A 12,687-nucleotide genomic window follows, 5' to 3' on the forward strand; every position below is an offset into this window, starting at 1 on the left:
GCTTCAGACATTTTTTTGGAATGACCGTGAGCCCCGTAGAACGGGGTTTGCACAGGAGGTTGCAATGGGCGCTATTTTGAATCTGGTTGAGCGGAATCTGCACGAAGTGCACGTCGATGCCGACCGCATGCTGTTTCACATCCCCAGCAGTTCGCTGTTCGCCAGTGATGAACTGACGGGCACCATCATCGACACCTTGCGCGGTCCCGGCTGTTCGTCAGACGACCTGATCCAGCGCTTGTCTTCACGCTTCAACGGCGAAGAAATCACCGAGACCTTGCGTGAGTTGATGTCCCTGGAGTTGGTCAGCGACGGCTCGCCGCTGACCCCGGACATCGGCACCAAACGGGTCGAGCGTACGGCGATCAACACCGTGGTGCTCAACGTCAACACTGGCTGCAATCTGAGCTGCACCTACTGCTATAAGGAAGACCTGGACAAGCCATCGGCCGGCAAGAAAATGGACGTTGAAACCGCGGTCGCGTCGGTGGAGATGCTGCTGCGTGAATCGCCGGACGAAGAGCGTTTCACCGTGGTGTTCTTTGGTGGTGAGCCGCTGAGCAATCGCAAGCTGATCGAGTACATGGTCGACTATTGCGAGAAGCGTTTCCGTGAGGCCGGCAAGTTCGTCGAGTTCGTCATGACCACCAACGCGACGCTGCTCACCGAAGAGACCGTGGACTACCTCAACGCCCACCGTTTCGGCCTGTCAGTCAGTATCGACGGACCGAAAACCGTGCACGACCGCAACCGCATCACCGTGGGCGGGCAGGGCACTTACGACGTGGTGCGACGCAAGGCTGAAATGCTGCTGTCGCGCTACAACAGCCGTCCGGTCGGTGCCCGCGTGACCCTGACCACCGGCGTGACCGACGTCGAAACCATCTGGGACCATCTGTTCAACGAACTGGGTTTTGCCGAGGTCGGTTTTGCCCCGGTGACCTCCGGCGACATCAGCACCTTCAACCTGTCCAGCGACGAGCTGATCGAAGTCTTCGCCAACATGAAGAAGCTCGGCCGTCGTTATCTGGAAGCGGCGCTGGAGCACCGCAATATCGGTTTCTCCAACCTGCACCAGCTGATCACCGACATCCACGAAGGCCACAAAAAAGCCCTGCCATGCGGCGCGGGCCTGAAGATGTTGGCAGTGGATCACAAGGGTGAGCTGAACCTGTGCCACCGCTTTACCGGCTCATCGTTGCCAACTTTCGGCAACGTTCACAGCGGGGTGAAGCAGGTCGAGTTGAACGACTTCCTGTCCCAGCGCCTCGACCGTACCAACACCGGTTGCGAAGACTGCCAGATCCGCAATCTGTGCTCCGGCGGTTGCTACCACGAGAGCTACGCCCGTTACGGCGATCCGACCCACCCGACCTATCACTACTGCGAACTGATGCGTGACTGGGTCGACTTCGGCATCGAGGTCTACACCCGGATCATGGCCCACAACCCTGCGTTTATCAGCAGCTACATCACTCCGCGCAAGGCTCACTGATATGAAACATCTCAAGGCAATCAATAATAAAGCGCTGAAACTGGATGAGGCCGCGGCCGAAAACCGCATCGAAGAAGTGGTGGCGATGAGCTCCGTCGCCGGCTGCGCCTCGACCACCGATCCGGGTTGGGAAATCGACGCCTTTGGCGGTGTGTCGTCGCTGTGCCAGCCGATGGAAGCCGACCTTTACGGCTGCTCCGACCCTTGCTGGTGGCCGGCCCAGGTGCCCGACATGATGAGCACCTACCCGGACTGGAACAAGGATGCCCAGGCGTCCAACGACAACTGGCGCAACCTTGGCACTGTCTTTCCAAAAGACAAGTAATCGGTCAGATATAAGGATTCCAGCATGCCTAGCATCAAAGCCTGCGGCCTGGCCGCTTTCGCCGTCCTGAGCGCCTGTTCGCTCAACGTTCTGGCCGATGAAAACACCGCTCTCGAAACCGGTCACGAGTACATGGTGACCACCAATTACCCGAACAACCTGCACGTCATCGACCTGGCCACCGACACCCTGTTCAAGACCTGCAAAATGCCGGATGCCTTCGGTCCCGGCACCGTGCAGTTATCGCCGGATCGTAAAACCGCCTACCTGTTGAACAACCACTACGCGGATGTCTATGGCGTCGAACTCGACAGCTGCAAGCAGGTGTTCCACGCCAGCATCACCCAGAAACCGGGGGAGAAAGCCAAGTCGATGTTCGCCTTCACCCTCAGCCACGACGGCAAGGAACTGTTCACCATTGCCAACCCGACGTTGATGCTCAACGACCGCTACGAAGTGCAGCAACCGCGGCTCGATGTGTACGCCACCGACGCCGGCATGAACGCCAAACCCGTGCGCAGTTTTCCGGCGCCACGGCAATTGACCATTATGCAAAGTGGTGACGACGGCACGCTGTACGTGGCCGGGGCGGATGTCTACAAGGTCGATGTGAAGACTGGCAAGTTCGACGTGCTGATCCCCAGCCGCCACTGGAAACGCCCGAACTACAGCGCGCCGGATGTGCTCTACGTGTGGAATCAACAGACTTATCGCCATGACTTCTCGCTGCTCTACACCGCCGCGAAATTCAAGGACAAGAAGCAGGATCCAGCGACTGCCGAGTACCTCTACGGGCTGTTCAGCATCGACCTGAAAACCGGCAAGACCGAAACCACCGACTTCGGCCCGCTGACCGAAATCTACTTCAGCGGCATGCGCTCGCCGAAGGATCCGAACCTGATGTTCGGTGTGCTCAACCGTTTGGCGAAGTACGACATCAAGGAAAAGAAAATGCTCCAGGCGGCGACGCTGGACCACTCCTACTACTGCATTTCGTTCAACAAGGACGGCAGCAAGATTTATCTGGCGGGGACGTTTAACGACGTGGCGATCTTTGATCCCGAGAGCATGAAGCAGATTGGCAGCATCAAGTTGCCGGGTGGGGATATGGCGATCACGACCGCTCAGGTGTTTGTCCGGTAATTGCGGCGTCTGAACTGACGCCATCGCGGGCAAGTCGGATCGCCGCACCGCTTGCTCCTACAGATCTGAGTCGTTCGCCACTCTTGTGAACGACTCAAACCTGTAGGAGCATGGCTTGCCCGCGATGAGGCCCTCAAGATCACAGAATCATCAAGCCCCAGGCACAGGGCAACTTAAATCCCCCTCCTGACACTTCAAATAATTCTTGAAAGTCTCAACCCGCGCCTTTGTCAACTCAGTAACACAGTTGCTGTAGATCAGCGGATACACACTCCCGCCTTCCACCCCGGCGCTCGAGAACTTGCATTCGGCATCCCGAAACGCAATCCACGAACGCTGGGCCCCGATAAGAAGCTTTTTGCTTTCGGGATTGCTCTTCAAACGCTCGTTGATCTGCTGGTAAAGCGCATTCAACGCCTTGTCCGCCGCCTTGTGCTGCTGCGCCGCGCACTGATTCATCGTCGCCTGATCAGTGGCGTTGTCGCAGTCCACCGCATAAGCAGCGGTGGTGAACAGCAGAGGCGTCAGTGCCAGAAGAAAGCGTGGGTGCATGGGGATTCTCGTTGTGGCAGGAAAGTCGGGATGCAGTTTAGTGCCGTATTCGACCCTTTATGTTTGCCAACTGCCATGCAGGCTATTCATCGCGTGCTTTTTGATTGCGTGTGGGTGGCTGCCCGCAGCAAAGCGTCAGCCGTGGCTTCGATGTCTTCACGCCAATGTAGCTTCTCCAGCCAACTGCCGGGAATGCCCTGCACACCGTAATGAGCCCCGGCCAACTGGCCAACGATGGCGGCAGTGGTATCGGCGTCGTCGCCCAGGTTGGCGGCTTTCAGGATGGCGGCTTCAAAGCTGTCAGTCTGATGAAAGCACCACAGGGCCGCTTCCAGTGAAGCAACGCAGTAACCGCTGCCATGGATTTCGCGTTCAGGTTTACCCCGATAATCGCCTCGTGCGATGGCGGCAACTTTGGGTTCCAGGCATGTCGTTTCTGACAAACCGAGCACTTCTGCCTTGGACGCGCCTTGCAACGCTCGGTGGATCAGCTCGGCGAACAACTGACAGCATTCGATCGCTTCCGGTGCGGCGTGGGTGGTTCGTGAGCTGTTGGCGGAAAACGCCAGGATCCGGTCGCGATCGGGAAAGTAATACAGCACAACCGGCACCAGGCGCATCAGCGAGCCGTTGCCTGCCGTGCGGCGATCGGTGGAGCCGGCGAACGGTTCCCCGGTTTTCTGAAAACGCGACAGGGCGTCGCGTACGGTCATGCCAATGTCAAAGCATTCACCCGTTGAACTCAGATAACCCCATTGCCACCAATTCAAGTAACGACCCATCTGATCGTCCGCCTCGAAGCCGTTTTTGCTCAGCAGGCTTTCGGCCAGGCACAGCGCCATCGAGGTGTCATCGGTCCATTGCCCGGCTTTCAGATTGAAAGGGCCACCACCCACCATGTCGGTCAGGGGCTTGAACGAGCCGCGTGGCTGGAACTCGACGCTGGTGCCAACGGCATCACCGCAGGCCAGGCCCAGCAGGGCTCCGCGATAACGTTCCGTAAGTGAAAGCTGCATGAATCGTCCTTGTCTGAGTCAATTTCGCGTTTTAACGTTAGCAGTTTCGGTCTACTCGTTTTGCTTTCAAACCAGCAGTTACACTTGGAAATGCAGCTGAATATTTCGTACAGGGTTGATTGCGATACCCGATTGATACAACTTTAGAGTTGGTCTTGTGGTCTTACAGGCCTACTGTTCAGTACAGGAGGTGACTTATGAATCCAGCATCAGATCGCATTGAAAGGAAGATCCTGCTCAAAACGCCGCGCTCGCAGGTCTGGCGCGTGCTGGCCAATGCCGAAGCCTTCGGGCAGTGGTTTGGCGTGGCGCTGGAGGGCAAGCGTTTTGTCGCCGGTGAATGGACCCAGGGGCAGATTACGTACCCGGGTTATGAACACTTGCTGTGGAACGTACTGGTAGAGCGGGTCGAGCCGGAACGGGTGTTTTCGTTTCGCTGGCATCCGTATGCCGTGGAACCTGAGCTCGATTACTCCCAGGAACCCACCACGCTGGTGAAGTTCGAGCTCGAAGACATTGATGAAGGCACGTTACTCAAGGTCACCGAGTCCGGTTTCGATCACATCCCTCAGACGCGCCGGCTCAAGGCGTTCCGCATGGACAGCCGCGGCTGGGATGAACAGATGAACAACATCGAAGAGTTTCTCAAAGTCAGTGCCAAGGCGCGTGAGCGTCAGGAAGAGTGATGGCTGCATGTTCGAACCTTGGCTGAAACACTGGGCTTTTCTCGAGGACGACACCCTGACGGCCGAAGGTCAGCTGCAGGCCGCTAAACTCGCGGCTTCAATGCTTGAAACCTGAGCCGTCTAAGGGTTTTCGGAAGGGCAGCTATAGCGAATGTCCTACACGCGATGGTAGCTATGTCGTCTATTGCACATTGGATCCTAAGCGTAATCTAGCCTCATCAACCGAAGCACAGGAAGTGCTCGGGATCACGGATGATCGACCATAAGCAAGGAATCGCTGCCGACAGGGAGTCGTAATGGTCTTGGGAAAAACCCGCTTCGGCGGGTTTTTTTTCGCCTGTCGAAAAGGCCTTGGCAGATGAGTTTCGTGTAGCAGGAGAGGGCTTCATGGCTGAATGGTCAATGGCTTACGCCAGAGCGCTGGTATGTCCTCTGTTTACGCTTCACCGATGTGTTTAATCTGGATCCATCAACTGAGTCGCAGGAAGCGCTCAGGATCACGGATGATCGACCATTGGCCAGGATGGCTGCCGACAGGATGTCGAAATGGTCTTGAGAAACCCGCTTAGGCGGGTTTTTTTATGGGCGATGGAAAATCCTCGGCGCATCATTTTGGCCGGGGGAGCGGCAGCCAGGCACTGGCTGCCGGTCGGGATGGATCAGCGTGCTGACAACTGATCAAGTTTCGCCGCTGCACGCTCAGTGATTTGCGAGCGCAGTTTCAACGATGCAGCGGCACGGTTGCGGGCTTCCTCCAGCACGCTGACCGGAGCCGTTTCAGGGCTGCCCGACGCAAACGGCGGTGCCGGGGCGTATTCGAGCTGCAACTGCACCAGCTCTGCCGTGTCCTTATCGAAAAGCTCCGCGGCCAGGGTCAGCGCAAAATCGATGCCCGCCGTGATTCCGCCACCAGTCAACAGATTGCCGTCGCGCACCACCCGATCCTTTACCGGGATCGCCCCCAAAGGCGCCAGCAATTCGTGATAAGCCCAGTGAGTGGTGGCGCGTTTGCCCTTCAGCAGACCCGCCGCACCGAGGACCAGCGCGCCGGTACACACCGACGTGATGTAACGCGCGGTGGCGGCCTGCGCCTTGGTGAAGGCCAGCGTCTCTTCATCTTCCATCAACGGCCCGACGCCACCGCCGCCGGGAATGCAGATCACATCCAGCTTCGGGCAATCGTCGAATGTGGTGGTCGGTTTCAGCACCAGGCCCGTGCTCGCGGTGACCGGCATCAGGTCCTTCCAGATCAAATGCACCTTCACGTCCGGCAGCGAGGCCAGTACGTCGTAAGGGCCGGTGAGGTCCAGTTGCTGAACCTGTGGAAACAACAGAAAACCGATCTGCAACGTCATGGCATTTTTCTCATGAAGTGGGTGGACGACTTCAATTTAGGCTCGTAGGATTTGGCGCATACGCCAATAACCCCACGAATTACGCCAATCATGCCGAAAACCATTCATATGCTCGCCTTTGCCAATGTGCAATTGCTCGACGTCACCGGGCCGTTGCAGGTGTTCGCCTCGGCCAACGATATTTCCCGCCAGCAAGGCTTGCCGGCGCCTTACGCGCCGACGGTGATTGCCAGCGGCGGCGGGGCGGTAATGTCGTCGGCGGGGTTGGCGCTGTTGGCCGAGCCGTTGCCCGAAGAGGGCAGTGACACGTTGATCATTGCCGGTGGCTGGGGCGTTTACGACGCGGCGCGAGATGAACCGCTGGTGGCCTGGGTACGTGAACATGCGACGGGGTGTCGACGGGTATCGTCGGTGTGCACCGGGGCATTTTTGCTGGCGGCCAGCGGCTGGCTCGATGGCCGGCGGGTGGTCACTCACTGGACCCGTTGCGAGCAGTTGGCGCAGCAGCATCCGCGGCTGCAGGTTGAGCCCAATCCGATTTTCATCAATGACGGTCCGGTCTGGACCTCGGCCGGGGTCACCGCCGGTATCGATCTGGCGCTGGCCATGGTCGAAGAAGATCTCGGCCGCACGATGGCCCTGGAAGTTGCCCGGCAACTGGTGGTGTTCCTGAAACGTCCCGGCGGCCAGTCGCAGTTCAGCGTGACCCTCTCTTTGCAAAAGGAAGGCAACCGTTTCGACGAACTTCACGCCTGGATCAGCGAAAACCTTACCAAGGATCTCGGCGTTCCGACCCTGGCCTTGCAGGCGGGTATGAGCGAACGCAGCTTCGTCCGCCACTACCGCGCCGACACCGGCCAGACTCCGGCGAGAGCCATCGAACTGATTCGGGTCGAGACCGCCCGACGTTTGCTCAGCGATACCGGCGTGCCGATCAAACGGGTGGCGGTGCAATGCGGTTTCGGCAGCGAAGAGACGCTTCGACGCAGTTTTCTGCGGGCCATGGGCGTGACCCCGCAGGCCTATCGCGAGCGTTTCAGCGTCAGCCCTCCAGCAGATCCAGTAACGCTCTGAGCGTTGCCTCCATGCTCATTGTTTGAAGCGAAAGTTTTACGGCGATAGAACAGTCAACAAGCGGACAGGGTCGTTCTACCGCCAAAGTTTGCAGGTGATCGTGATTTGTCCGCGCTTGGAGCAGGCTGAATTTTCAGGTGTGAGGGTGCCTAAGCCTCGACTTCCGAAACTTGATTGAAGTACTTCGACCGATCCGGCGTAAACGTCACCACCATGTTGGTCCGCGAACAGGTCAATGCCCGTTCTTCACCCAAATCAACATCCAGATCTTCCCCGCGCAACCCTTGCCACTGGGCGAGGTACTTGAGGGATCCGTATTTTTCGAGTTTTTTCAGGCTGCGGCTGACGCCACCTTTCCAGCCCAGCACCGGGAGTTCGCCGGCAAGGCAGCGTTGGGCGAGTTCGGGGAAACGGGCGGCGCGTTGGCGGCCGATTTCCCAGCATTTGATCAGGCCCTTGTCCTGGCCTTCCCACAATTCATCCCGGTTCAGGCCTGACCGGAGTGGGGCGTCGATGCTGCGGTGGATGCGCTGGGTCATTCTGGTTCCTTGAATTCGGGTTTTGTTGGACAGCTCCGCTGTACCCGTTGACGGTCGATGGTAGGGGTGGATGTAACGGCTGGCAACAAAGGATTTTCCGGTAGCGGATGCGGGTTTTGTTTAAGCAATGCAGGACTTCGGACTACACAAACTTGTGGCGAGGTGCTCTCACGGCTGCCAGAAACTCTTCTCCCCGCTCAATTTCCGATCCAGAAAACACGCCGCACTGATCAGTGCCAAATGCGTCAGCGCTTGCGGCGTATTGCCCAGATGCCGCGCATGGCTGTCGAACTCTTCGGCGTACAACCCCAACGGGTTCGCATACCTCAGCAACTGTTCAAACTCCAGATGTGCCTTTTCCACCTGGCCGGCGCGGGCCAGGCATTCGACGTACCAGAACGAGCACGCGGCGAAGGCGCCTTCGGTGCCATCGAGGCCGTCGATCCGGGTGTCGTCATTGCGATAGCGGTAAGCCATGCCTTCGCGCACCAGATTCTTTTCGATGGCGTCGAGGGTCGCAAGCCAGCGCGGGTCCTTGGCGCTGACGAAGCGCACCAGCGGCATCAGCAGCATCGAGCCGTCGAGGGCGGTACCACCCTTGTACTGAACGAAATGCCCGCGTTCTTCGTTCCAGAAGTTTTCCCAGATGTCGGCGTAGATCGCTTGTCGGGTCTGGTCCCAGCGGGCGAACGGGGCGGGCAGTGAGCGTTTTGAGGCGAGGCGAATGGCTCGGTCCAGAGCGACCCAGCACATCAGCCGCGAGTGCAGGAAGTGATGCTGTTCGCCGCGCATCTCCCAGATGCCGACGTCCTTTTGCTCCCAGGTTTCGCAGACCTGATCGACCACTTCCACCGTGTGTTTCCAGCCTTCATGGGAGATGGCGTCGCCATATTTGTTGACCAGGTAAACCGCGTCCATCAGCTCGCCGAAGATGTCGAGCTGGACCTGGTCGTAAGCCTGATTGCCGATCCGTACCGGTGTTGCACCGCCATGACCGGACAGGTGCGAGAGTTCGGTTTCCGGCAGTTCCTGGCGGCCATCGATGGCATAGAGGATGTTGAGTTTCATCGGTTTGCCGTGGCAATCGCTGACCCGCCCGCGCAGCCAGCGCATGTAGTCGTTGGCTTCCTGAACGAAGCCCAGGCGCATGAACGCATAGACGGTGAACGAGGCGTCGCGGATCCACGTGTAGCGGTAATCCCAGTTGCGCTCGCCGCCAGGTGTTTCCGGCAGGCCGAAGGTAGCGGCGGCGAGGATTGCGCCATGTTTGCGCGAGGTCAGCAGCTTCAACGCCAGGGCCGAGCGATTGACCATTTCCCGCCAGCGGCCGCGGTAGTTGGATTGGCCAATCCAGTCGCGCCAGAACTTCAGGGTACGTTCCAGGCAGATCGCGGCGGCGCCTTCCTTGAACCGCGGGTCGTCGATACCGCCGAGCAGGAATTCGGCGCTCTGGTCCTGTTCGAGGGTGAATTCGGCGACTGCCGCATGGCCGTCTATGCGTAAAGCCTGATCCGAAGACAGGCGCAGGGACGGCTGATTGGCGGCCTCGAAGGTCACGTCCTCTTCATCCATGCGTGCGCGGGTCTTGGCGCGAGCGTAGTCATGACGCACGGCACAGCGCATATGAAACGTTGCCTGGCCGCTGACCACACGCACCCGGCGCATCAGCATCGGCGTGGCATCTTCGCTGTCGCCGATGGGCAGCAGGTCAGTGACTTCGACGACTGCGCGGTCGCTGAGCCAACGGGTTTGCAGCACATTGGTGTCGGGCAGGTAAATCTGTTCGCGGCGGGCATCGGGCAGGTCCGGCGACAGTTGAAAGATGCCGGCCTCGGGGGTGTCCAGCAGCGAGCAGAAGATCGACGGGCTGTCGAATTCCGGCCAGCAGAAAAAGTCGACGCTGCCTTTATCGTTGACCAGTGCCGCGCTGCGCATGTCGCCGATGATGCCGTGGGCGTCGATGGCGCTTTGTCGTTCGGGATGATGATCAGCCATTGCCGCGAAACTCCGGGAGCCTTGTGTCGAGGGCTTAACTAGCTGACTGGCGGGCGGTGATGAGAGTTCACGACGAACCGTGAAAGATTCGTCACCTGACCGCCTGATCGTTCCCACGCTTCGCGTCCATTTGGGACGCAGAGCGTCCCTGGCTGCATTCCCACGCGGAGCGTGGGAACGATCAACTTGTGGGGCCTTAACATTCAACCAACAATTGGCTGCTTTCCCCTCAACCCGCGTTTATGGCAACTTGCAGGCCCTTGTTGAGACCTGCACCTATGGCAAACCCTTACCGCGAGCTGTTCAAAGCCCCAGGCAGCAGCGCTTTTGTGCTGGCCGGGATGATCGCGCGCATGCCGATTTCCATGACCGGCATCGGCCTGATCACCATGCTCTCGCAGTTGCAGGGTGGCTACGGATTGGCTGGCGCAGTGGCGGCCACGTTTGCCCTGGCCACGGCGTTTTGCGCGCCGCAAGTCTCGCGGCTGGTGGACCGTTTCGGGCAGCGCCGGATCTTGCCAGTCTCGGCACTGATCGGTGGCGGGGCGTTGCTGTTGGTGTTGCTTTGCACTCGTTTGCAGGCGCCGCAGTGGACGTTGTTTGTATTCGCCGCGCTGGCCGGGTGCATGCCGAGCATGTCGGCGATGGTGCGGGCGCGCTGGACCGAGGTGTATCGCGGCCAACCTGAACTGCAAACCGCCTATGCGCTGGAGTCGGTGCTGGACGAGGTCTGTTTTATTGTCGGGCCGCCACTGTCGGTGGGGTTGTGCGTGGTGGCGTTCCCCGAAGCCGGACCATTGGCGGCGTTGCTGATGCTGGCGATCGGGGTGACGGCGTTTGTGCTGCAACGTGACACCGAGCCGGCGATTCATCCTCATGAAGACCATCATCAGGCCTCGATCATTCGTTCCAGCGAGATTCAGTTGCTGATGCTGTTGATGGTCGCCATGGGCACCATCGTCGGCGTGGTGGATGTGGTCAGCGTGGCGTTCGCCCAGCAGCAGGGCCAGCCGGCGGCGGCGAGCATTGTGTTGTCGGTGTATGCCATCGGCTCGTGCATGGCCGGGCTGGCGTTCGGGGCGTTGCGCTCGAAACTGCCGTTGCCGCAACTGTTCCTGTACGGCGGAGTGGCGACGGCGGTGACCACGCTGCCGTTGCTGCTGGCGACGAACATTCTCGGGCTGTCGCTGGCGGTGTTCGTCGCCGGGCTGTTTTTTGCGCCGACCCTGATTGTGGCGATGGCGTTGGTGGAGCGCATCGTGCCGCCGGCCAAACTCACTGAAGGCCTGACCTGGCTAGTGACCGGGTTGAGCATTGGCGTGGCGATCGGTGCGGCCAGTTCGGGTTGGCTTATCGATACATTTGGAGCCCGGAGCGGATTCTGGGTCGCCGTCGCCGCTGGCGCCGTGGTCCTCGGTTCCGCAGTGCAAAGCTTCCGCCACTTGAAATGATGACTAAATGTGGGAGCGGGCTTGCTCGCGAATGCGGTGGGTCAAACAACATCAACGCTGACTGATACACCGCATTCGCGAGCAAGCCCGCTCCCACATTTAGATCTCCGACTAATTCAAGTCGCGCCTCATCCGTTCTCTTAACAGACAACTTTTTGAGGTAAACCCGGTGACCCAGCTGACATTGCTCTGCCTGCCTTATTCGGGCGCGAGTGCCATGGTCTACAGCCGCTGGCGGCGCAAGCTACCGGAGTGGCTCAAGCTGCAACCCGTGGAACTCCCAGGGCGTGGCGCTCGGTTTGGCGAACCCTTGCACACCGACATGCGACGCCTGGCGCTGCAACTCGCACAGGAACAAAAAGCCACGCTCAAGGCGCCGTATGCGCTGTTTGGCCATAGCCTTGGCGCGTTGCTCGCCTGTGAGATGGCTCATGCATTTCGCTCGCTGGGCTGCCCGGAACCGGTGGCGCTGTTCGCTTCGGGCACCGCCGCACCGACCCTGCGTGCCGACTACGACCGGGGTTTCGCCGAGCCCAAAACCGATGCCGAATTGATCGAGCAATTGCGCACCCTCAACGGCACCAGTGAAGAGGTGCTGGCCAACGACGAGCTGATGAGCCTGACGCTGCCAGTGCTGCGCGCGGACTTTCTCCTTTGCGGGCGCTTTGAGCCGCAACGGCGTCCGTTGCTCAGGTGCCCGGTTCACGTGCTCGGCGGCAAGGCTGATCGCGCCACCACTGAGCAACTGATCGGCTGGAGCAAGGAAACTCACGGTAGCTTTTCGGTGGACATGCTTGCTGGCGGACACTTCTTTATCCATGAGCACGAAGCCAAGGTGTTGCGGGTGATCAAGGATCAGCTGGAAGTTCACCATCGGCGGCACGCCATGGCCGTCAGCGCCTGACGCAATACCTGTAGGAGCCGAGCTTGCTCGCGATGACGGACTGACATTCAACATCGATGTCGACAGATACACCGCTATCGCGAGCAAGCTCGGCTCCTACAGGGGGTGCCTCATATCCAGCCATACCCCTTGTCTCACCTCCTTTCTGATAC

Annotated in this window: 12 protein-coding genes; 7 read left to right on the forward strand and 5 right to left on the reverse strand. The window is 59.3% G+C overall.

All coding sequences use genetic code 11. The annotated features are described in order from the left end of the window. Nucleotides 1-64: 64 nt before the first annotated feature. The 3 genes from peaB to peaD are packed head-to-tail and all read left to right on the forward strand — an operon-like array spanning nucleotide 65 to nucleotide 2,963. Nucleotides 65-1,495, forward strand: coding sequence for a quinohemoprotein amine dehydrogenase maturation protein (peaB, locus tag CKW16_RS23500; RefSeq protein ID WP_046048405.1), 1,431 nt, complete (start codon nucleotides 65-67; stop codon nucleotides 1,493-1,495). 1 nt (nucleotide 1,496) lies between these two features. Further along, nucleotides 1,497-1,820: a quinohemoprotein amine dehydrogenase subunit gamma gene (gene qhpC, locus CKW16_RS23505; protein ID WP_008027961.1), complete on the forward strand. Its 324-nt coding sequence runs from the start codon at nucleotides 1,497-1,499 to the stop codon at nucleotides 1,818-1,820. Between the two features lie 24 nt (nucleotides 1,821-1,844). Further along, a complete protein-coding gene (gene peaD / locus CKW16_RS23510; protein ID WP_095131043.1) occupies nucleotides 1,845-2,963 on the forward strand; it encodes a quinohemoprotein amine dehydrogenase subunit beta in 1,119 nt (372 codons plus the stop codon). Between the two features lie 150 nt (nucleotides 2,964-3,113). Here the strand turns inward: peaD and CKW16_RS23515 are convergent, their stop codons facing one another. Both CKW16_RS23515 and CKW16_RS23520 read right to left on the reverse strand, forming a co-directional pair. Further along, nucleotides 3,114-3,515: a lysozyme inhibitor LprI family protein gene (locus CKW16_RS23515; protein WP_095131045.1), complete on the reverse strand. Its 402-nt coding sequence runs from the start codon at nucleotides 3,513-3,515 to the stop codon at nucleotides 3,114-3,116. An 86-nt stretch (nucleotides 3,516-3,601) separates the two neighbouring features. Further along, nucleotides 3,602-4,531, reverse strand: a complete 930-nt coding sequence (locus CKW16_RS23520) for an ADP-ribosylglycohydrolase family protein (protein WP_095131047.1) — start codon at nucleotides 4,529-4,531, stop codon at nucleotides 3,602-3,604. A gap of 197 nt (nucleotides 4,532-4,728) precedes the next feature. On the opposite strand from CKW16_RS23520, the gene CKW16_RS23525 reads away from it, so the two are divergent. Next, nucleotides 4,729-5,217 (forward strand): SRPBCC family protein, encoded by a 489-nt coding sequence (locus CKW16_RS23525; RefSeq protein ID WP_095131049.1) that lies wholly within the window; start codon nucleotides 4,729-4,731, stop codon nucleotides 5,215-5,217. 659 nt (nucleotides 5,218-5,876) lie between these two features. Here the strand turns inward: CKW16_RS23525 and inhA are convergent. Then, entirely contained in the window at nucleotides 5,877-6,572 is a 696-nt protein-coding gene (inhA, locus tag CKW16_RS23530) for an isonitrile hydratase (RefSeq protein ID WP_095131052.1), read from the reverse strand. A gap of 90 nt (nucleotides 6,573-6,662) precedes the next feature. On the opposite strand from inhA, the gene CKW16_RS23535 reads away from it, so the two are divergent. After that, a complete protein-coding gene (locus CKW16_RS23535; RefSeq protein ID WP_095131055.1) occupies nucleotides 6,663-7,646 on the forward strand; it encodes a GlxA family transcriptional regulator in 984 nt (327 codons plus the stop codon). Between the two features lie 149 nt (nucleotides 7,647-7,795). Here the strand turns inward: CKW16_RS23535 and CKW16_RS23540 are convergent, their stop codons facing one another. After that, nucleotides 7,796-8,185, reverse strand: a complete 390-nt coding sequence (locus tag CKW16_RS23540) for a hypothetical protein (protein WP_046048412.1) — start codon at nucleotides 8,183-8,185, stop codon at nucleotides 7,796-7,798. Between the two features lie 168 nt (nucleotides 8,186-8,353). Continuing rightward, nucleotides 8,354-10,180, reverse strand: coding sequence for a glycoside hydrolase family 15 protein (locus CKW16_RS23545; protein WP_095131057.1), 1,827 nt, complete (start codon nucleotides 10,178-10,180; stop codon nucleotides 8,354-8,356). Nucleotides 10,181-10,458: 278 nt separating this feature from the next. Between CKW16_RS23545 and CKW16_RS23550 the strand changes: the two genes are divergently transcribed. Both CKW16_RS23550 and CKW16_RS23555 read left to right on the forward strand, forming a co-directional pair. After that, nucleotides 10,459-11,631: an MFS transporter gene (locus CKW16_RS23550; protein WP_095131059.1), complete on the forward strand. Its 1,173-nt coding sequence runs from the start codon at nucleotides 10,459-10,461 to the stop codon at nucleotides 11,629-11,631. Nucleotides 11,632-11,800: 169 nt separating this feature from the next. Beyond that, complete coding sequence (locus CKW16_RS23555; RefSeq protein ID WP_095131061.1) at nucleotides 11,801-12,535, forward strand: thioesterase II family protein; 735 nt, start codon at nucleotides 11,801-11,803, stop codon at nucleotides 12,533-12,535. Nucleotides 12,536-12,687 lie beyond the last annotated feature (152 nt).

This window comes from Pseudomonas sp. Irchel s3h14 (assembly GCF_900187425.1).
In the GTDB taxonomy this organism is placed as follows: domain Bacteria; phylum Pseudomonadota; class Gammaproteobacteria; order Pseudomonadales; family Pseudomonadaceae; genus Aquipseudomonas.